Here is a 20,089-nt window from a genome sequence, read left to right on the forward strand (position 1 = left end):
AAAATGAATAAGTTAATAGATATGCTTGAAGACAATGATGATGTTCAAGAAGCGCACTACAATTGTGAAACAAATGAATAATTATTAAATAATTTACGCACCTTTTTTGTAAATAAAATATTTTACATAAAAAGGTGTTTTGTTCTATAAATAATGAAAAATATTTTTGTAATAAATTTGTAAGAAAAATAATAAAAAAGCAGGACAATTTTAATATATATCGAATAGTTTATATTACTAAAGAAGAACTAAAGAAGATGACTTACTTATGGGGGAGATGGTTGACATTTTGAAAAACAAAAATAAATATATTATGTGTATGGCATTAGCATCCGCATTATTATCAACTACAGTTGTATCTGGTTTGGACTATAAAGCTACAATAATTGCACCTGAAGCAATTGTTAGACAAGAGAAGGTTTTTGACAGCAAAGAGCTGGACAAGTTAAATATAGGAACACAAATTACTGTAAAGGAAGTATTGGACAACTGGTATCGTGTAGAGTTATCTGATGGAAAAAGTGAGGGGTGGATTTCTTCTGAAGAAGCTACCATTAATGATAAGTCTTATACTGCGAGTAGCCTAAAAAAAGGAGAAGTAACAGCTAGTGTGCTTAATGTAAGAATAGGACCATCTACTAATAATAGTATAATTAATAAGATTTATAACGGAAATATTGTTACTATTATTAATACATCGAATGGATGGTATGAAGTTGTTCTAGATAATAATATGAAGGGATGGGTACATTCAGACTATATTAAATTAACCTATAACCTTCCCAGTGGAAAAATAAATACTAATGCTGTTGTATTAAAAGAGCAGGCCAATAATATTTCAGCTGATGTTATATCGCTAAAAAAGGAAGAAGTAGTTTATATTAAAGGCTATAGTGATAATTGGTACAATGTAATTACATCGAGTGCTAAAGAAGGCTGGATAGAAAGTAAATATGTTACAGTTTTACTTACTGAAAAAACAAATGTAAATAGATCTGGGTCATCTAGAGAAGTATTTGATAATATAGAGTCTATTACAGAAAAATATTTAGGTAAAAAATATGTTTATGGTGCAGGTGGACCAGATAGTTTTGATTGTTCTGGTTTCTCATCATACATACTAAAAACATATTATAGTGAATATCTAAATGCAAAGGGAATTACTCAACTTCCAAGAACCGCTAGCGGTCAAGCAACAATAGGAACAACAGTTAGCAGAGCAGATTTACAGAAGGGTGATCTTGTATTCTTAGATACTTCTGGAAAAATAGGTGACAACATAACTCATGTAGGGATATATATAGGTAATGGGCAAATTATTCATGCATCTACATCAAAACGTCAAATTGTTAAAGACTCATTATCCGATCGTTATTATAGCAGTCGATTTATGAAAGCCGTTAGACTATAAATAAAAATGAACTCCTGTATAAAATTTATATAGGAGTTCATTTTTGTTTAACTGGATGATAAAAAAATTTTATTCTAAATAATATAACTATATAACAGTAAACTTAGAAATATTATTTAATACTTTATTTACATAATTTTCTGTTTCCTTAAATGGAGGTATTCCATTATACTTTTCTACATTTCCAGGACCAGCATTATATGCTGCTAAAGCTAGCTTTATATTTCCGTCATATCGGTCTACTAGTTCTCTTAGATATTTTGTTCCGCCTTCTATATTTTGTTTAGGATCCCATACATTTTTAACACCGAGATGTTCTGCTGTTAATGGCATAAGCTGCATTAAACCTTTAGCACCAGCCGATGATATACTATTAGGATTAAAGCTAGATTCTACTGAAATAACAGATTTAATAAGGGCTTGAGGAATGTTAAATTTAGTAGATGCTTCACTGATTATATGATCAAAACTATTTGAGTCATTTAAATTACTGTAGTCATTCAGGTTACCTATCTTTTCTGTCATATTCATTTCTGTATTTAACACTTCATTAAATGAAGGTGTGTTTATTTCAGGTACATTTAGTTTCACTGGAATCTTATTTTGAATACTCATTACTTTCTCGTAAAAAATTTGATTAACCATACCTTTTAACATAATCTATCTTCCTCCAAGGAATAATTTAATAATTTTATTATATATATATTAAGACAAGTATTCAATAGACCAAAGTACCATTTATGTAGAGTACTTAGATCTAAAATAGGTAAAAGAAGGACAATCTATTCATTAAATATTAATAATATGGGAGGGATTATTGTGAGAAAATCTAGGATTGGTATACGAAGAAGGCAAAGGAGAATTAATATAGGGGTAGCTATATTCTTTTTAGTTATTTTACCTATAACAGCTGTAGCAATTGGATCGAGGATTACTGAATGGCTGGTTATTCCTACAATTAATACTGACAATATACTAAAACCGCCGAGTGGTATTACTTTGGAAGGGAGTGGCGACGTAGAAGATGGTAGTATAGAAAAAGAAGTAAATAACGTAAAGGATGTAACCGAAGTTTCGGGTAAAGAAGAAATAAATACAGAGATAACAAATCAGAATTCTTTATCTGCATATATGATACAAATAGCCAGCATATCTGATAATAAGAACATAGAATCGTTAATTGAACAATTAAATAGTTATAGTTTTCCGCATATCATATACAAATTAGATAACATATATAAAGTATATACATTTGGTTCTACTAAAAGAGAAGATATAGAAAAAAAATTAGACAATGTGAGAGAAGTATACGCTGATGCTTATATAGGACAAATATATATTCCACAAAAGCAAATCCATTACTCAAGTACAGAAAATAATGGGACAAAGGAAGTTATAGATAATATGAATTCGTTAATAGAAATATTAAATCAATCTTCAGAGACTCTATATAAATTTATTAATGCAGAAGGTACATTGGAAGAGTATAAGAAAATATTAATTAATCATCAAAAACTTTTAGCACAAATGTCTGAAAAAATTAACAATGTTAAACTACCTAAGGAATTTGCTAATGTAGAAGATATAAAGAAAATGATTGAATATCAAGAGAAAAATATTTTGGAGTCCTTAAAAGTAATAGAAGAGGGAAGGGACACATATCAGTTGCAAAATCATTTTTTAGATAGTTTATTTAGAACAATAGAAGTAATTAAGAAATGATTAAAATAAGTATGTTATATTTCTAAACCTTTTCTTAAGTTTGAAAAGGTTTAAAAATGTCGATTTATACAATAAAAAAGAAGTTTAAGTAAAAGAATATGTAAAAGATGGAGTAGAAATGCTTGTTAAATCTTAAATTTTATACTAATATAGTAATGTAGAATAATTATTCCATAATAACGAATAAGTGATTATAGACTATAAATAATTGAAATTAAGTACAACTAGGGATATTTATACTGGATTTTATATAAGAATTACGGTATACAATATTCCATTTTGATGACATAATGAAGATATGTTATATTAATTAATTTTGTGGTTATTTATGGTTAATTAATTAACATGGAAAAACATGTCGAATTGTAACTTAAAATGGAAATTATTTAAGCTATAGTCAAATAATATTTAAGGGGTGAAATATGTAATGAAGTTTTTAACCTTTAGGGGTGGTATTCATCCTCCCGGTTATAAAGAAGCAACAGCTAATCTTAAAATAGAAAAAGCTGTTGAACCAAGTGTTGTATACATTCCACTACAACAACACATCGGAGCACCTTGTCAACCGTTAGTAAAGGTGGGAGACCGTGTTACTGTAGGTGAGAGAATAGGAGAGCCTCAAGGTTTTGTTTCGTCTCCAGTACACTCAAGTGTATCTGGTACTGTTAAGGCAATTACTATGATACCTAATGTTATCGGTGGAGAAGTTCAAGCAGTAGTAATTGAATCTGATGGTTTAAATGAGGTACATCCTTCTATTAAGCCAATAGGAAGTATCGAATCATTAAAGCCAGAAGAAATTATTGCTGCAATTAAAGATGCAGGAATAGTTGGAATGGGTGGAGCTACTTTCCCAACCCATGTAAAATTATCAGTGCCTCCAGATAAGAAAGTTGAAAACTTTATTTTAAATGGAGCTGAGTGTGAACCGTTCTTAACAGCAGATCATCGTTTAATGCTTGAAAATCCAGATGACGTTATATATGGATTATTAGCTATGATGAAGGCTGTAAAAGTTGAAAATGGATTTATTGGTATTGAGGATAATAAACCAGATGCTATTGGATCTATGAAAAAAGCAGCAGAAAAATATCCAAATATTAAAGTTGTAGCACTACACACAAAATATCCTCAAGGTGCAGAAAAACAATTAATTTATGCTTGTACAGGTAGAGAAGTACCTTCTGGAGGATTACCAGCAGATGCAGGTGCAATTGTTAATAACGTTGGAACAGCAGCTCAAGTTGCTAAAACATTAAAGACTGGTATGCCATTAATTGATAGAATTACTACAGTTACAGGAAGTGCTATTGCAAATCCTAAAAATCTATTAATGAAAATAGGAGTACCTATTAAAGAAGTAATTGAGCAATGTGGAGGTTATGCTAAAACTCCAGGAAAAATTATTATGGGTGGGCCTATGATGGGGTTTGCTCAGCATTCAGACGATGTTGTAATTGCAAAAGGTTCTTCTGGAGTATTAGTATTCGATGAAGAAGAGGCAAAAATTCCAGATCCTCAACAGTGTATACGTTGTGGTAAGTGTGTTGAAATTTGTCCTGCAAACCTTCAACCAGTACAAATCAGTGCATACTCTTTAAATAACATGATGGAGCATGCAGAAAAATATAGAGCTTTAGATTGTATCGAATGTGGTTCTTGCTCATTTATATGTCCATCGAAGAGACCTTTATTACAATCTATTAGAGTAGCAAAAAGAGAAATAGTCGCAAAAAAAAGAAAGCAAAGTAATTAGTTGATGGGAGGGAAGATTGATGGAAGGAAAATTATTTGTATCTTCTTCACCCCATATTAGGGTTGAAAACACGATACAGAAAGTAATGCTAGATGTAATAATCGCATTATTACCTGCAGCATTAGGGGCATTATACTATTTTAGAATGAATGCAGCAAAAGTTATATTACTATCGGTATTAACAGCTGTTATTTCAGAAGCTATATTTCAAAAAATAACTAAAAAACCTATAACAATCAATGATTTAAGTGCAGTAGTAACAGGATTATTATTAGCTTTTAATATACCAGCTTCAGCACCATGGTGGATTCCTGTTTTAGGTTCTATTATTGCAATCTTAGTTGTAAAACAGTTTTTTGGTGGTGTAGGTCATAACTTTATGAACCCTGCTTTAGCTGCCAGAATTATGCTTATGATTTCATACACAGGTCGTATGACAGCTTGGGTAAAGCCAGGTGCTGATGCTGTCTCAGGAGCTACACCTTTAAGCTTTGTAAAGGGTGTTTCTGAAGTACCAGGCAATGCTCCAAAGTTATTTGATATGTTATTAGGTAACATAGGAGGTTCTTTAGGAGAGACTTCTGCAATTCTTTTAATATTAGGTGGAATATACTTAATATATAGAGGCGTTATTTCATGGCACATTCCTGCAATTTATATTGGTACAGTTGCAGCAATTACTTTAGTATACGGTGGATTTAATCCAACTTTCATGCTGTATCACTTATTAGCTGGAGGTTTAATGCTAGGAGCAATATATATGGCTACCGACTATGCATCTGCTCCTGTAACACCTAAGGGAAGAATTTTCTTTGCACTTGGATGTGGTATTTTAACTTCTGTATTTAGACTTTACGGTGGTTATCCAGAAGGTGTAGGCTTCTCTATTCTTCTTATGAATATTGCAGCTCCTTTAATTGAGAAGTATACCGCTCCTAGAGTATTTGGGGAGGTGAAGTAATCTATGAAACAAATGGTTAGATTAGGATTAATATTATTAGTTATAACTGCTGTATCAGCTGGATTACTTAGTGTTGTAAATGATGTTACTAAAGTTGTTATTCAAGAAAAAGCTATGGAAGCCAATCTAGTATACATGAAGGAATTATTGACAGATGCCGATGAGTTTAAAGTAGTGGAGAATCCTGCCATTAGTGATGTAGATGGTGTTGAAGAAGCCTATGAAGCATTAAAAGGTGGAAGTATTATCGGTTATGTAGTTAAAACAACAACTTCAGGATATGGTGGAGATGTTGTAATGTTAACTGGTATTAATAGTGATGACACCATTGCTGGAATGAAGGTATCCTCACAAAGTGAAACTCCTGGTTTAGGAGCTAGAATTACTGAAGCAGATTTTGGTAGCCAATTTGTAGGAAAGTCAGCTGCAAGTGAGCTTCAATTAAACACTGATATTGATGCATTATCAGGTGCTACTATTTCTTCAAGAGCTGCTACTGCTGGAGTAAATGCGGCAATAAAAGCATACAACGATGTATTAAAATAATATAAGCTGATAGTTTTGGAGGTGAGTTTATGAATATTAAAAGAGTATTTACTGATGGAATGATTTTTAATAACCCAACTTTCGTACAGGTAATAGGAATGTGTCCTACGCTTGCAACAACAACTTCTGCTACAAATGGTTTCGGAATGGGTCTTGCGACTACCGCCGTATTAATTGGTTCTAACGTAGTAATTTCTATACTAAGAAAAATTATACCTGATCAAATTAGGATACCTGCATTTGTCGTTGTAATCGCTACATTCGTGACTATAATAGAGATGCTTTTACAAGCATATGTAACTCCTTTATATGAATCTTTAGGTATATTTTTACCATTAATAGTTGTTAACTGTATTATTTTAGCTAGAGCAGAGGCTTTCGCATTCAAAAACTCAGTTATTTTCTCAGCGGTTGATGGTTTATCAAATGGACTTGGATTTACATTAGCATTAACAGTTCTTGGAATTATTAGAGAATTATTAGGTGCAGGATCAATTTTTGGTAAACAAATAATGTGGAGTAGCTATGAGCCAATGTCAATTATGACTCAAGCACCAGGTGCTTTCTTGGTTTTAGGATTACTTCTTGCACTATTTGGAAGTCTTGCAGCGAAAAAACATAATGCGTAATTAGGAGGTGGAATTCGTGACATTGGGATCATTATTTGTTATAATAGTAAGTGGAATATTAGTAAATAACTATGTATTATCTCGTATTTTAGGAATATGTCCATTTTTAGGTGTTTCTAAACAAGTAGAAACTGCTTTTGGTATGGGAATGGCGGTTACTTTCGTTATGACCTTAGCAGGGACAATCACTTATTTAGTACAAATATTTATTTTAAATCGACTAGGATTAGCATATATGCAAACTGTTACTTTTATTCTTGTAATAGCTGCACTAGTTCAATTTGTAGAAATGGTTATACAAAAAACCAGTCCTACTTTGTATCAAGCATTAGGTATATATTTACCACTTATTACTACTAACTGTGCAGTACTAGGGGTAGCAATTTTAAATATTCAACAAAAATATAATCTAATAGAAACTATCGTTAATTCAGTAGCATCAGCAATTGGTTTTACTTTAGCAATTGTATTATTTGCTGGTATTAGAGAACGTCTAGAATTATCTGATATTCCTGAAGTCTTTAAAGGATTTCCAATTGCATTATTCACTGCAAGTTTAATGTCAATGGCATTCATGGGCTTTGCTGGATTAGTGTAAAGGAGTGATAATATGAGTCTTCAAACAATTATATATCCCGTAGTGAGCCTTGGAGGAATGGGCTTGCTATTTGGAGCAGGTTTAGCGTACGCTTCTCAAAAACTTGCTATACCTGTAGATGAAAGAACTGTTGCTATTAGAGATGTACTTCCAGGAGCTAACTGTGGAGGATGTGGTTTCCCTGGATGTGACGGTCTTGCAAAAGCTATTGCAGCAGGAGAAGCACCCGTGAATGCTTGTCCTGTTGGTGGTGCAGACTGTGCAGCAAAAGTTGCAGAAATTATGGGCGTAAAAGCAGACGCTGGGAATAGAAAAGTGGCTAAGGTTATATGTAACGGAGATACTACAAAATGCGGTGAAAAATTTGAATACGATGGTATTCAAGATTGTGTTGCTGCATCAATGGTTCAAGGTGGACCTAAATCCTGTCAATATGGATGCTTAGGTTTTGGTACATGTGTAAAAGCTTGTGCTTTCGATGCAATCGAAATAGTTGATGGAAGAATTGCAAAGATTAATCCAGAAAAGTGTACTGCTTGTGGTAAATGTCTAGAGGTATGTCCAAAGAGCGTAATCGCATGGGCTCCTTATGAGCAAAGTGTTGTTATTACATGTAATAACAAAGAACCAGGAAAAGTAGTTAGACAAAAATGCAGTGTTGGATGTATTGGATGCCAAATTTGCGTTAAAAACTGTCCAACACAAGCAATTGAATTTAAAGATAATTTAGCATCTATTAACTACGATAAGTGTACTAATTGCTTTGTATGTGTTGAAAAGTGTCCTACAAAGGCAATTGAAGGAGATTTAGAAAGAAAGCAAAAATTTAATTTATAATAATATATTTATTAATAATAGAAGAGCCGCTAGCGGCTCTTCTATTATTTTCTAATTATCTAATAAAGTATAAGGTTTTTATTACTGGTGTTTTTTAAAGAAGTAGAAAGCTAGTGGTATCTTAAACACTAGAAAGTTTAGAACAAATTTTCTAGTGTTCCATGAGTAGATGTAATAGTATCAGATAGACTTTAATTAATAAGCTTTAGAAATACAATTATTTACTACTTGTATATTAAAACTGTTAATGGTAAACTTTTAATGTGTTTACTTTCTGTTTATATATTAGATTTTAAAACTATATCTTAACTAAATGCTTGCTTAAATTGATATTGTTGTTAAAATATTAATATCGTAAGATTTTTTCATTTAAAAAATTAAATTTAATCTATTATTTAGAAAGTGTGATGACTATATGAATACAAGAAAAATGGTACACTTAGCCATGTTGACCTCTGTTGGATTAGCACTTCATATTATTGAGTCCATGATCCCTAATCCTTTTACAGCCTTTGCACCAGGCGCAAAATTAGGACTAGCTAATATTGTTGGACTTATTACTCTAGCGATATATGGAATTAAATATGCATTAGCCGTTAATATACTGAGGAGTTTTATAGGTGGATTAGCCTCAGGAGCTGTAATTTCCATGATGTATAGTATGGCAGGTGCTCTTGTTAGTACAATCCTAATGTGGGCTATGTATAAGTTTTTTAGGAAATATTTTAGTTTAATAGGTGTAAGTATTTTTGGAGCATTAGGACATAATATGGCCCAGTTGACAGTAGCCAGTATGATTATTAAAAATCCTAAAATATTTGCTTATTTACCAATATTAATGTTAACTAGTATTTTCACAGGAATATTTATTGGAATTACCGCAAATTATACTTTAAGCAAAACTAAAGCGAGCATTGATTATATAGTAAGACCTTAAGTGTAAATGGGGGATAATTATGGGGAAACTTAGAAATTCTTGGTTATTAATATTGTTTGTTATTACTGGAGTAATTTTAGGAAGTTTAATCGGTAGCTTTTTTCAAAAAACACTTCCTTTTTTAAACTATGGCCCAGAACCATTAGGCTTAAAAAATATTGAAATTAATTTAGGTATTATTTACTTTCAAATAACTTTATTGATTAAAATTAATATTGCTAGTTTAATTGGACTTTTATTAGCAGTAATTATATTTAATAGACTGTAGGTGAAATTATGAAACAAATAGTTTTAGCCTCTACTTCGCCAAGAAGAAAAGAAATTCTTGAAGGACTGGGAGTTGAGTTCAAAGTAGTAGGAAGCAATATTGAGGAAAAGGTGAATGAAAATCTTTCTCCCCCAGAAATTGCCAAACAATTAGCATACCTAAAAGCAAAGGATATTTCGAATAAAATAAATGGAGATTATGTTGTTATTGGGGCTGATACTATAGTAGAATATAATAAGATACTAGGAAAACCTAGAAATATAGAAGAAGCATATAGTATGCTTAAGCTTCTTTCTGGTCAAGTTCATAGGGTTATTACTGGATTTGCAGTTATCGACTGTTTAACCCAGAAAGAGTTCATTGATTATGAGTGTACAAATGTATATTTCAATCATCTTACGGATAATCAAATACAAAAATACATTTCTACTGGTGAACCTATGGATAAAGCAGGAGCTTATGGAATTCAAGGGAAAGCCTCTTTATTTGTATCCAAGATAGAAGGGGATTATTTTAATGTGGTTGGTTTGCCAATATTTAAGTTAGGCGTAGTATTGCATAATCATTTTGACATCAGCCTCCTTTAAAATTTTTTAGGGGTGATTGGTAGTGAATAATTATTGTGAGTATACTACTATTAAAAAGATGCCTGAAAGTGAACGACCAAGGGAGAAGATGTTAACCTATGGTTGTCAAAGTTTATCAAATGCAGAATTATTAGCAATTATTTTGTCTACAGGTACAAAGGATAAGACTGCAATTGATTTGGCAAGTGGAATACTAAATATGTCTAACGAAGGACTGAGGTCTCTTAGAGATTGTACTATTGAGGAGTTAAGACAGATAAAAGGTGTCGGATTGGCAAAGGCATCTCAAATTATAGCCGCCGTGGAACTCGGAAAGCGTATAGCTTTAACAACAAAGGTAAATAATTACAAAATAAAGAGCCCTGATGATGTAAGTAATTTATTAATGGAAGAGATGAGATATTTAAATAAGGAAATATTTAATATTTTATTATTGAATACTAAGCATGATGTAATTGCTATAGAGAATATCTCTATAGGTAGTTTAAATTCTTCTATTGTTCATCCTAGAGAGGTTTTTAATAGAGCAATTAAGAGGAGTAGTTCTGCCATTATATTGGCACATAATCATCCAAGTGGAGATCCCAAACCTAGTGGTGAAGATATTAATATAACAAAAAGACTTATTGAAGCAGGCACTATTATCGGGATAAATGTATTAGATCATATAATTATTGGAGATGGAATTTACTTTAGTATGAGGGAGCAAGAATTGATATAATCGTTATGTAAAAGGAAGGAGCATTATTGATGGGGATGTTTAAATTTTTCTCACGTGACATGGGAATTGACTTAGGAACAGCAAATACATTAGTTTATGTAAGAGGAAAGGGAATTGTACTTAATGAACCTTCAGTAGTAGCAATTCAAAATGATACTAAAACAGTTTTATCTGTAGGTGAAGATGCAAAAAAAATGATTGGTAGAACTCCAGGAAATATAGTGGCTATTAGACCTATGAAAGATGGGGTAATTGCAGATTTTGATGTAACACAAAGCATGTTAAAATATTTTATTAAAAAGGCTTATTCTAAAAAAACAATAATACAGCCAAGAGTAGTTGTATGTGTTCCTTCAGGAGTTACTGAAGTAGAAAAGAGAGCTGTAGAAGAGGCTGCATTGCAAGCAGGCGCAAGAGAGGCTTATTTAATAGAGGAGCCTATGGCAGCGGCTATAGGTGCTGGCTTACCTGTTGAAGAACCTGCTGGAAGCATGGTTGTAGATATTGGCGGAGGTACAACAGAGGTTGCAATTATTTCACTAGGAGGTATTGTAACAGCTAAATCTATTAGGGTTGGTGGAGATGAATTAGATGAATCAATTGTTCAATATATAAAAAGAGAATATAGTTTAATGATTGGTGAGAGAACTGCTGAAGAAGTAAAGGTAACCGTTGGATCCGCATTTCCTAAATCTAAGGAAGAAAAGATGTTAGTTAGAGGTAGAGATTTAGTTTCTGGGCTGCCTAAAACCTTAGAGATAACATCAAGTGAAATAATGGATGCTTTAAGAGAGCCCGTAGGACAAATTATTGAAGCAATTAAATATACATTAGAGAAGACACCACCGGAACTTGCTGCTGATATTATGGAAATGGGTATTATGCTTACGGGTGGGGGAGCATTGCTAGATGGATTAGATAAATTAGTACGAAAAGAGACTGGAATGCCTGTTCAGATTGCTGAAGAACCTTTAGATTGTGTAGTAATGGGTACTGGTAAAACAATAGAAGAAATCGATACTCTAAAGAGAGTTTTAATAGCACCGAAGAAATTAGGATAAGCTGGGTGATATGAGTGGCTAAAAAAAGGTCAAAAAACGGTTCAGCAATGATAGTGGCAATTGTCGCTATCATTCTCATTATAATATCGGGGATTACCGCTAAACAAAGAGAAAATATTACTGTGGTAGAGAAGTGGATTGGAAATTTAATTACCCCTGTTCAAAGTGTTATTAATACTGGAGTTAGTAGTTTGGGAGAGAATATTAGCTCAATAGCTAGGCTAACTAAGCTTAAAACAGAAAATGAGGAACTAAAAAAAGAAGTAGAAGCACTAGAAAAAGAGGTTTTAAATTTATCAATGGCAAAAAGTGAGCTTGAAGAGTTAAAAGGTTTAAAATATGCATTGAACTATATTGAAGATACTGAAAAATACAATACTATTACTGCAAGTATAGTAGGAAAGAGTCCAGGTAATTGGTTCAATATATTTACAATTGACGTTGGAGAAAATCAAGGAATAAAAAAAGATAGTATAGTATTAGATTCTAATGGACTTGTTGGTAGAGTATATGAGGTTGGAGGTACTTGGTCAAAGGTTATTTCAATTATAGATAATAATAGTTCTGTTAGCTTTCAAATAATGAGAGATAGTAGTTTGCAAGGCATAGTTACTGGAAGTATTACTAATGAAGTTACGGGATATTTATTTGACCCTCTAGCAGATGTAATTGTAGGTGATAAAATAGTTACTTCAGGACTTGGAATTTATCCAAAAGGAATTACAATAGGAGAAATTGTCGAAATAGACAAATCTGGCGATCATCTATTAAAAACAATTAAGGTAGAACCATCAGTAAACTTCAAGAGAATAACTAAGGTATTGGTAATGGGACCAAGACAAATTGATTATTAATAAAGGGGAAACTAATAGTGAGGCCGATTATAATTAGCTTAATTGTTATATTAAATTTAATATTGCAATCTACCGTCTTTCAGTGGTTCAAAATATACGGAGTATTGCCTAATACAGCTTTAATACTCGTAATATCCTTTGCTATATACAGTGGTAAAAATAAAGGAGCTATGATTGGATTCTTTGTAGGCATTTTGCATGATATTGTTTTCGGTCGTACGATCGGCTTAAATGCTCTTGTATTTATGATTACAGGATATTTAGTTGGACTTATGGATCAAAAAATCTTCAAGGACAATCTAATTATTCCTTTCACGCTAACAGCTTTAGCAACAATTTTTTATGAAACAATAAATCTTCTCTTAATATTTTTGTTAGGATATCGAATTGAGTTATTTAATGTAATAAAAAAAATGTTAATAGTAGAAGTAATATATAACTCTATTCTCTCCCTGATTATTTATTTTTATGTATCTAAATTATTTAAGTCGAGTTTAATGAAAAAAAGATATTAATTAAAGGTGATGGAAATGTTTTTAAAAAAATTTAAAGATCGTTATAATGTAATTATTTTGATTTTCACTATTATTGTTGCTATTATAATTTTAAGATTAGCAACTTTAATGATAGTAAAAGGACAAGATTATCGTGAAGAGGCAGAAAATAGAATTTTTAAAAACATTCCTTTAAGTGCTCCTAGGGGCGAAATTAGGGATAAATATGGTAGATTATTGGCTGGGAATAGGCCTAGTTTTACTGTGCAAATTATGAGAAATGAAGTAGATAGTAATAAAATAAATCAGGTGTCATTGGATTTAGTAAATATATTAGAGAAAAATGATGATAAATATACAGATGAATTTCCAATTGTAATAACAGAAACTGGGGAGTATACCTTTACTTATGATATAGATTTAGCTAGTTGGAAGGAAACTTATGGGTTGGTAGGAGTTAAAGACGGAGAAGAAGCTTTCAAAATTTTAAAGGAAAGATATGGTATTGAGGTAGAGGATCCTTATGAAGCACAACTAAAACTCCTAGAAATTCCAGATTTAACTGTACCTATATCTATAAAAGAGGCAACTAGATGGAGGTATACAGATGAATTAAAAAAAGAAGATTGGCTTAAAAGTTATGGATTTAAAGATTTAGATATAAGTGCTATAGATGCATTTAATAAGATTAAGAAAAATTATGAAATACCTGATGATTATTCTTTTGAAGATGCAAGAAAAATTATGGTTATTCGCCAACAAATAAGAAGTAGTGGGTACTTGCAGTATAACCCTGTAAAGATAGCTCAAGATATTTCACCACGTTCTGTGGCACAAATTGAAGAGAATATTTTAGATTTACCAGGGATAAGTGTAGTAATTGAGTCAATTAGATATTATCCTGAAGGAGAATTGGCCGCTCATTTAATAGGGTCTTTAGGGAAGATTGCTCAACAACATGAAATAGACAAATATATTAAAGAATTAAAGTATTTACCGGGAGATATTATAGGGAAAACAGGCCTTGAGCATAAATTTGAAGAAGTATTAAAAGGACAAGATGGTTACCAAAAAGTAATTGTAGATTCTAGAGGAAGACTTGTTGAAGTTTTAGAAAGAAAGGACCCAATTCCTGGAGACACCTTATACTTATCAATGGATATTAACTTGCAAAAAAGAACAGAAGAAGTTCTAGAAGAAGTTCTAAAAGCAATTCAAACTGGAGGAACTTATGAAACTAAGTGGGGGAAAAGCAACTTTTTAGGTACAAGTGGAATTAGAGCAAATGCTAAGTCGGGTGCTGTTGTAGTAACAGATGTTAAAACTGGTGATGTTCTAGCCCTAGCAAGTTATCCATCTTATGATCCCAATCTTTTTGCTACAGGCATAAGTACAGCAGATTGGCAAAGCTTAATGCCAGAAAATGAAAGAGATCTTTTAGCCCCTAGGCCTTTATTAAATATGGCTTTAAGTACAGCAGTACAGCCTGGTTCTACTTTTAAAATGCTTGTTGGCTTAGCAGGCTTGGAGCAAGGACTTAGTCCTAATTATAAAATTTTAGACAAAGGATATATTAAGGTTGGAGGACACTCATTCGGTAACTGGCTATGGAACCAAAATAGAAGAACCATGGGCTATCAAAATTTAGCAGAGGCTATTAGAGATTCTAATAACTATTATTTTTACTCTTTAGCTAATGGATATGATTATGGTGCTGGAAAACCTCTTCCAATTAAAATGAGTCCAGAAATATTAATTGACTATACTAAAAGATTTGGACTAAATGATCGTACAGGTATAGAAATTGATATACCAAGGGAAAAATCTGGTGGAGTTCCTAGTATTGAAAGAAAATTAACAACAGTTAAGGCTATGCTTAATAACTATTTAAATAGACAAATGAAATTAGAAGATTTAGACCCAAATAAAGTTACACCGAATGCTGATAATCTAGAAACAATTATACAAGAAATTGTAAGTTGGGCAGATGAAAATCCATCCAGAGGAACTGTTGAGAAAAGGATGATTGAGTTAGGAGTAAAAAAAGAAAAAGCTAGTATATACACAGATGTTGCAAAGTATAATTATTTTAACCAAGCAAAATGGAGTGTAGCTGATACTATGAACTTTTCCATTGGGCAAGGAGAACATTCATACACACCTATTCAAATGGCAAATTTTATGGCCATGCTGGCTAATGATGGGTATAAATACAAAGTAAGTGTTGTTGATAAAATTAAATCAATTGAGAATGGAAATATTGAAGAGTATCCTACTGAGCTAATAGAAAGAATTAAATTAAATGATTACAACAACTTAAATGAAATAAGACGTGGAATGCATGAAGTTACAGCAACAGGCTCAGTCAGATCCCATTTTAATAATTTTCCAGTTGATGTTGCTGCTAAAACAGGTACTGCTCAAAAATCTGGTAAGATTCCACCAGTGGATGAAGTTGAATATTTAAAAACTCATCTATCAAAATTTGGTGTTTCTTTGCAGCAGGTAGAGGCAAGAATGCTTGAACTAAAGAGCAAAAATAAAGATAGTGCCAAATATATGGACGATGCTTTTGTTATGAGAGAGGCTATTAAGCAACTAAATCCTAAAATTAGAGATAAAGATATTGATCAATTTAAACCTAATTATGATAACTACACTTGGTTTACTGGATTTGCTCCTTATGATAATCCTCAAATTGCAATTTCAATTCTTATTCCACAAGGTGGTTCAGGAGGATACGGTGCTCCTATTTTTAGAGAGATTGTAGCAGAATATATGGGTTTAAATGCAACTGATGATAATGAGAATCTTAATATTGAAAACAGGTTGCTTAAATAAACGCAACTTGGGATTCTTTAGCGAAAGCAGCTTAGCTGCTTTTTTTATAGGTATTTAGGCTTATTAAGTTTTTTGTATATCAAAGAAGGATTTATCTAATTTGTGGAGAATTTAGTAGTATAGGCAATATGTTGGTGGAGGTAATACCAATGATTCAAGAAAATGTAATAGAGTTTAAAGGAACCAAAAAAGGGATTTTAATTTGTATTAAGCCACAATATGATTTTGAAGTTATAAAAGAGCAGCTAATTAGCAAAATAGAAAAAACACAATCATTTTTTAAGGGTGCTAAAATTTTCGATATATATTGTGATACTTTGACGACTGAAGAGAAGGAAGAATTACAAATATTGATGGCGACAAGATATAAAATACATGTTTTAAAGCCAGAAGAAAGAGAGGCTTTAAATAAAACTGAGTCTACTGAAGAAATTTTTGCAGGAGTCATTGAAGGAAAAACAAAGTTTATTCAAGGTACTTTAAGATCAGGACAAAATATAAGCTATAAAGGAAATGTGGTTGTATTAGGAGATGTTAATCCAGGTGCTCAAATAACTGCATACGGAAATATTATTGTTATGGGTAGTTTGCGTGGAGTGGCCCATGCTGGAGCAAATGGCAACATGGATGCCTGTGTAGCTGCTTTTCATTTAGATCCTACACAACTCCGAATTTCAGATGTTATAACTAGGGCGCCAGATGGTGATTATGAAAAACCAAAAATTCCGGAATTAGCCAGAGTAAAAGGAAATATGGTATATATTGAACCTTATTTAAACAAAAAATAATATTAAATTAATAAAGACTATTAAAATATACATAAGATAGGGGGAAAGATTATGGGTGAAGTCATTGTAATAACCTCTGGAAAAGGAGGGGTAGGAAAAACAACTACTACAGCTAATTTAGGTACTGGATTGGCACAGTTAGGATATAAAGTTGTAGTGGTGGATGCTGATATTGGATTAAGAAACCTAGATGTAGTAATGGGCTTAGAAAATCGAATAGTTTATGACATTGTCGATATAGTTGACGGTGTTTGTAGATTAAAACAAGGCCTAATAAAGGATAAGAGATATGAAGGACTACATTTACTACCAGCAGCACAAACTAAGGATAAAAACTCTATTAGTACAGAACAAATGCAAAAGCTCACATTAGAACTAAAAGAGAACTTTGATTATGTTTTAATTGATTGTCCAGCAGGAATAGAACAAGGTTTTAAAAATGCGATTGCAGGTGCAGATCGTGCTATTGTTGTAACAACTCCAGAAATATCAGCAGTAAGGGATGCAGATAGAATTATTGGGTTACTTGAAGCATCTGAAATAAGGGATCCTCTACTAATCATTAACCGTATTAGAATTGATATGGTTAAGAGGGGAGATATGATGAATATTGATGATATGATTGATATTCTAGCTATTGATTTACTTGGGGTAATACCTGATGATGAGACGATTGTCATTTCTACTAATAAAGGTGAACCTGTAGTTACAGATTCAAATTCATTAGCTGGACAGGCATATAGAAATATAACTAGAAGAATTACAGGGGAAAATGTTTCTTTTATAAATATGGAAAGTGAAGAGGGATTTATGAGCAAGCTAAAGAAAATATTTGGTTTAGCTAAATAAATATTTGGGAGAGGAGAAAAAACATGGATTTATGGAAATTTTTTAGTCGAGACTCTGAAACAAGTAAAAATGTAGCCAAAGAAAGATTGAAATTAGTTTTAGTTCATGATAGAACAAACTGCTCTCCTCACTTTTTAGATATGGTTAAGGGAGACATAATTAAAGTTATTTCTGATTATATGGAAATTGATGAGGATGGACTGGATATTAAGTTAACTAAAACTAAAAGAGACTATGATGATTCAAGTGTTCCAGCATTAGTGGCAAATATCCCCATTAAGAAGATGAAAGATCGTAGCCGTTAAGTTTTATAAAAACTAATATACAACATATTAAAAAAGACTATTTAATTTTTAGATAGTCTTTTTATAATACATAGGAAAATTATGCATCTATTAAAATTGTTCATAAGCCATAATTTTAGTTATGTATTTCAACAAAGTTAATCTATAAGTTTTTCAAAAGAAAAACTTGTCCAATTTAATACAACTTTAATATAGAATTTACTTAAGTAATAAAATTACTGTGTAATCAATATATTATACTAAAGCAAAAGCAAAGGAGTGAGTATAGTATATGGTTACAGGAAAAAACAGAGCAAATTCTTCTAACAATTTATTTGCAAAAAGAAAACTATGTATCAACTCTACAAGCTATCATAATTGGCTTAGGAAAACATTTACTAGAACTATTATTTCGATTATATTGATTATGTTAGTATTAATTATTCAAATGTTAAATTTTCAAGCACCAAAGAATGCATTAAATTTTGTAGAGGAAAAATTAGAACATAATGCAAGTCTAAATACTTATATAGCAGGAGCAAAGAAATTATATGCACATGTTAAGTTATTTGGGGGTAAAGCATTAGAAGCAATGAAGCTAGAAGGTAAAGTAGAAAACAAATTTATATTACCAGTAGATGGAAACATAATTTCTTATTTTAATGAAAATATTGGTGAGACATCAAATGTATCAAAGGGTTTAATTTTTTCTAGTGATACAGGAAAAAATATTTATTCTGTTGATGATGGTGTTATTATTGATATTGGATCAAATAAATTTATTGGCAACTATATTATTATAAAGCATAAAGGAGAATTACTATCTGTATATAAATATCTTGATACTAATCATGTAGAGTTGAATCAAAGGGTAGAAAAGGGTCAAGTAATAGGGACTTCATCTGAAAAGCTTTTGTTAGAAGTATGGTATCGAAATGAGGCTGTTGATCCTATTAAATATATAGATTTAAGTATGAAACAATTATAATATATGGAGCTAAAAATAAAATGAATTTATTTAAAATATTTAATATAGAAATAAAAATTAGTTATTTGATTTTTTTCATACTGATTTTCAGTATGTTTTTTAATTATTTTATTGAACTGCTAATATTAATTATAATTGTTTTAATACACGAATTAGCTCACTGCTGTTTATGTATTTACTATGATATAGAAGTATCCGAGGTGAAGTTGTTTGCTTTCGGTGGAGTGGCTAAATTTCGAGGTGATATTGAGACTGATTCCAAACGTGAAATTGTTATTGCACTAGCAGGACCTCTATCTAATTTTATACTTAGTATTATTTTGATTTTTGTAGTGAATATATTTAATATTGAAATGAATAATATAATACAATTTTGCTTAGTAGCTAACTTAACTATAGGTATATTTAATCTTATTCCTACACTACCATTAGATGGTGGAAGGATTATAAGAGGAATTATAGGATACTATGTGGGAATTAAGAAGGCTACGTATATTGTAGTAAGGTTAGGCTATATTGTATGTATATTATTATTTGGGATTGGAATATATTTAACATTGGTTTATAATATAGAATATATTTTTTTAAATATGCTATCTATTTATATATTTGTATCTAACCGAAAAGAGAAAAATAGGATTAATTTTATCTTTGTTAAAAATCTTGTTTTGAAAAAAAAATCCCTATTTAGTGAAGGAATTATGGATGCAAAATATGTAATAGCTATGGAATTTATCGACATAAAAAAAATATTTGATGAATTTACACTTGAAAAATATCATATTATAACAGTTATAAATACAAAAGGTAAAGTTATAGGAAGCTTATCAGAAAGTGAGATTATAGATGCTATTATTAATCACGATAACAATATCACTTTAGGATATCTAATAGATATTTATAAACAAAGACTAAGTTAATAAATATTTTCCAATTGTTTATGTTATCATATAACTA

22 protein-coding genes are annotated in these 20,089 nt (G+C 31.3%); 21 read left to right on the plus strand and 1 reads right to left on the minus strand.

Features of this window, described 5'->3' with window-relative positions; all coding sequences use genetic code 11:
- Nucleotides 1-289: 289 nt before the first annotated feature.
- Nucleotides 290-1,411 (plus strand): C40 family peptidase, encoded by a 1,122-nt coding sequence (locus KQI88_RS14805; protein WP_216418628.1) that lies wholly within the window; start codon nt 290-292, stop codon nt 1,409-1,411.
- A gap of 87 nt (nt 1,412-1,498) precedes the next feature.
- On the opposite strand, the gene KQI88_RS18365 is transcribed toward KQI88_RS14805, so the two are convergent.
- Nucleotides 1,499-2,068, minus strand: a complete 570-nt coding sequence (locus KQI88_RS18365) for a lytic transglycosylase domain-containing protein (RefSeq protein WP_281417588.1) — start codon at nt 2,066-2,068, stop codon at nt 1,499-1,501.
- Nucleotides 2,069-2,230: 162 nt separating this feature from the next.
- Between KQI88_RS18365 and KQI88_RS14815 the strand changes: the two genes are divergently transcribed.
- From KQI88_RS14815 to KQI88_RS14910, 20 genes are all read left to right on the plus strand, one after another.
- Complete coding sequence (locus KQI88_RS14815; RefSeq protein ID WP_216418630.1) at nt 2,231-3,133, plus strand: SPOR domain-containing protein; 903 nt, start codon at nt 2,231-2,233, stop codon at nt 3,131-3,133.
- A 427-nt stretch (nt 3,134-3,560) separates the two neighbouring features.
- Nucleotides 3,561-4,889 carry an electron transport complex subunit RsxC gene (gene rsxC, locus KQI88_RS14820; RefSeq protein WP_216418632.1) on the plus strand — a complete coding sequence of 443 codons (1,329 nt, stop codon included), beginning with the start codon at nt 3,561-3,563 and terminating at the stop codon, nt 4,887-4,889.
- 19 nt (nt 4,890-4,908) lie between these two features.
- On the plus strand, nt 4,909-5,850 hold the full coding sequence (locus tag KQI88_RS14825; RefSeq protein WP_216418634.1) for an RnfABCDGE type electron transport complex subunit D: 942 nt from the start codon (nt 4,909-4,911) through the stop codon (nt 5,848-5,850).
- 3 nt (nt 5,851-5,853) lie between these two features.
- Nucleotides 5,854-6,396, plus strand: coding sequence for an RnfABCDGE type electron transport complex subunit G (locus KQI88_RS14830; RefSeq protein ID WP_216418636.1), 543 nt, complete (start codon nt 5,854-5,856; stop codon nt 6,394-6,396).
- Between the two features lie 29 nt (nt 6,397-6,425).
- Nucleotides 6,426-7,025 (plus strand): electron transport complex subunit RsxE, encoded by a 600-nt coding sequence (rsxE, locus tag KQI88_RS14835; protein WP_216418639.1) that lies wholly within the window; start codon nt 6,426-6,428, stop codon nt 7,023-7,025.
- A gap of 16 nt (nt 7,026-7,041) precedes the next feature.
- Nucleotides 7,042-7,623 carry an electron transport complex subunit RsxA gene (gene rsxA / locus KQI88_RS14840; RefSeq protein ID WP_330656247.1) on the plus strand — a complete coding sequence of 194 codons (582 nt, stop codon included), beginning with the start codon at nt 7,042-7,044 and terminating at the stop codon, nt 7,621-7,623.
- Between the two features lie 12 nt (nt 7,624-7,635).
- Nucleotides 7,636-8,460: an RnfABCDGE type electron transport complex subunit B gene (locus KQI88_RS14845; protein ID WP_216418641.1), complete on the plus strand. Its 825-nt coding sequence runs from the start codon at nt 7,636-7,638 to the stop codon at nt 8,458-8,460.
- 415 nt (nt 8,461-8,875) lie between these two features.
- On the plus strand, nt 8,876-9,397 hold the full coding sequence (locus tag KQI88_RS14850) for a Gx transporter family protein (RefSeq protein ID WP_216418642.1): 522 nt from the start codon (nt 8,876-8,878) through the stop codon (nt 9,395-9,397).
- 19 nt (nt 9,398-9,416) lie between these two features.
- Entirely contained in the window at nt 9,417-9,665 is a 249-nt protein-coding gene (locus KQI88_RS14855; RefSeq protein WP_216418644.1) for a DUF4321 domain-containing protein, read from the plus strand.
- 8 nt (nt 9,666-9,673) lie between these two features.
- A complete protein-coding gene (locus KQI88_RS14860) occupies nt 9,674-10,252 on the plus strand; it encodes a Maf family protein (protein WP_216418646.1) in 579 nt (192 codons plus the stop codon).
- 58 nt (nt 10,253-10,310) lie between these two features.
- Nucleotides 10,311-10,973 (plus strand): RadC family protein, encoded by a 663-nt coding sequence (gene radC / locus KQI88_RS14865; protein ID WP_216419164.1) that lies wholly within the window; start codon nt 10,311-10,313, stop codon nt 10,971-10,973.
- Between the two features lie 29 nt (nt 10,974-11,002).
- Complete coding sequence (locus tag KQI88_RS14870) at nt 11,003-12,034, plus strand: rod shape-determining protein (protein WP_281417590.1); 1,032 nt, start codon at nt 11,003-11,005, stop codon at nt 12,032-12,034.
- A gap of 14 nt (nt 12,035-12,048) precedes the next feature.
- A complete protein-coding gene (mreC, locus tag KQI88_RS14875) occupies nt 12,049-12,888 on the plus strand; it encodes a rod shape-determining protein MreC (RefSeq protein WP_330656249.1) in 840 nt (279 codons plus the stop codon).
- A 17-nt stretch (nt 12,889-12,905) separates the two neighbouring features.
- A complete protein-coding gene (gene mreD, locus KQI88_RS14880; RefSeq protein ID WP_216418648.1) occupies nt 12,906-13,403 on the plus strand; it encodes a rod shape-determining protein MreD in 498 nt (165 codons plus the stop codon).
- A 15-nt stretch (nt 13,404-13,418) separates the two neighbouring features.
- A complete protein-coding gene (locus tag KQI88_RS14885) occupies nt 13,419-16,223 on the plus strand; it encodes a penicillin-binding transpeptidase domain-containing protein (protein ID WP_216418650.1) in 2,805 nt (934 codons plus the stop codon).
- A gap of 149 nt (nt 16,224-16,372) precedes the next feature.
- Nucleotides 16,373-17,011, plus strand: a complete 639-nt coding sequence (minC, locus tag KQI88_RS14890) for a septum site-determining protein MinC (RefSeq protein ID WP_216418651.1) — start codon at nt 16,373-16,375, stop codon at nt 17,009-17,011.
- A gap of 51 nt (nt 17,012-17,062) precedes the next feature.
- On the plus strand, nt 17,063-17,860 hold the full coding sequence (gene minD, locus KQI88_RS14895) for a septum site-determining protein MinD (RefSeq protein WP_216418653.1): 798 nt from the start codon (nt 17,063-17,065) through the stop codon (nt 17,858-17,860).
- A 23-nt stretch (nt 17,861-17,883) separates the two neighbouring features.
- On the plus strand, nt 17,884-18,165 hold the full coding sequence (gene minE, locus KQI88_RS14900) for a cell division topological specificity factor MinE (RefSeq protein ID WP_212377407.1): 282 nt from the start codon (nt 17,884-17,886) through the stop codon (nt 18,163-18,165).
- A 271-nt stretch (nt 18,166-18,436) separates the two neighbouring features.
- The gene (locus KQI88_RS14905; protein ID WP_216418655.1) at nt 18,437-19,132 is read left to right on the plus strand and encodes a murein hydrolase activator EnvC family protein; all 696 of its coding nucleotides are present in this window, start codon (nt 18,437-18,439) and stop codon (nt 19,130-19,132) included.
- Between the two features lie 92 nt (nt 19,133-19,224).
- The gene (locus KQI88_RS14910; protein WP_246579347.1) at nt 19,225-20,052 is read left to right on the plus strand and encodes a site-2 protease family protein; all 828 of its coding nucleotides are present in this window, start codon (nt 19,225-19,227) and stop codon (nt 20,050-20,052) included.
- Nucleotides 20,053-20,089 lie beyond the last annotated feature (37 nt).

The organism is Alkaliphilus flagellatus (genome assembly GCF_018919215.1).
Lineage (GTDB): Bacteria > Bacillota > Clostridia > Peptostreptococcales > Natronincolaceae > Alkaliphilus_B > Alkaliphilus_B flagellatus.

Bases quoted from the DNA above. Each gene is read 5' to 3' on its own strand.
- KQI88_RS18365 (WP_281417588.1), bottom strand. From the start codon at position 2,068: ATGTTAAAAGGTATGGTTAATCAAATTTTTTACGAGAAAGTAATGAGT.
- rsxC (WP_216418632.1), top strand. From the start codon at position 3,561: ATGAAGTTTTTAACCTTTAGGGGTGGTATTCATCCTCCCGGTTATAAA.
- KQI88_RS14825 (WP_216418634.1), top strand. From the start codon at position 4,909: ATGGAAGGAAAATTATTTGTATCTTCTTCACCCCATATTAGGGTTGAA.
- KQI88_RS14830 (WP_216418636.1), top strand. From the start codon at position 5,854: ATGAAACAAATGGTTAGATTAGGATTAATATTATTAGTTATAACTGCT.
- rsxE (WP_216418639.1), top strand. From the start codon at position 6,426: ATGAATATTAAAAGAGTATTTACTGATGGAATGATTTTTAATAACCCA.
- KQI88_RS14845 (WP_216418641.1), top strand. From the start codon at position 7,636: ATGAGTCTTCAAACAATTATATATCCCGTAGTGAGCCTTGGAGGAATG.
- KQI88_RS14850 (WP_216418642.1), top strand. From the start codon at position 8,876: ATGAATACAAGAAAAATGGTACACTTAGCCATGTTGACCTCTGTTGGA.
- KQI88_RS14855 (WP_216418644.1), top strand. From the start codon at position 9,417: ATGGGGAAACTTAGAAATTCTTGGTTATTAATATTGTTTGTTATTACT.
- KQI88_RS14860 (WP_216418646.1), top strand. From the start codon at position 9,674: ATGAAACAAATAGTTTTAGCCTCTACTTCGCCAAGAAGAAAAGAAATT.
- radC (WP_216419164.1), top strand. From the start codon at position 10,311: ATGCCTGAAAGTGAACGACCAAGGGAGAAGATGTTAACCTATGGTTGT.
- KQI88_RS14870 (WP_281417590.1), top strand. From the start codon at position 11,003: ATGGGGATGTTTAAATTTTTCTCACGTGACATGGGAATTGACTTAGGA.
- KQI88_RS14885 (WP_216418650.1), top strand. From the start codon at position 13,419: ATGTTTTTAAAAAAATTTAAAGATCGTTATAATGTAATTATTTTGATT.
- minC (WP_216418651.1), top strand. From the start codon at position 16,373: ATGATTCAAGAAAATGTAATAGAGTTTAAAGGAACCAAAAAAGGGATT.
- minD (WP_216418653.1), top strand. From the start codon at position 17,063: ATGGGTGAAGTCATTGTAATAACCTCTGGAAAAGGAGGGGTAGGAAAA.
- minE (WP_212377407.1), top strand. From the start codon at position 17,884: ATGGATTTATGGAAATTTTTTAGTCGAGACTCTGAAACAAGTAAAAAT.
- KQI88_RS14905 (WP_216418655.1), top strand. From the start codon at position 18,437: ATGGTTACAGGAAAAAACAGAGCAAATTCTTCTAACAATTTATTTGCA.
- KQI88_RS14910 (WP_246579347.1), top strand. From the start codon at position 19,225: ATGTTTTTTAATTATTTTATTGAACTGCTAATATTAATTATAATTGTT.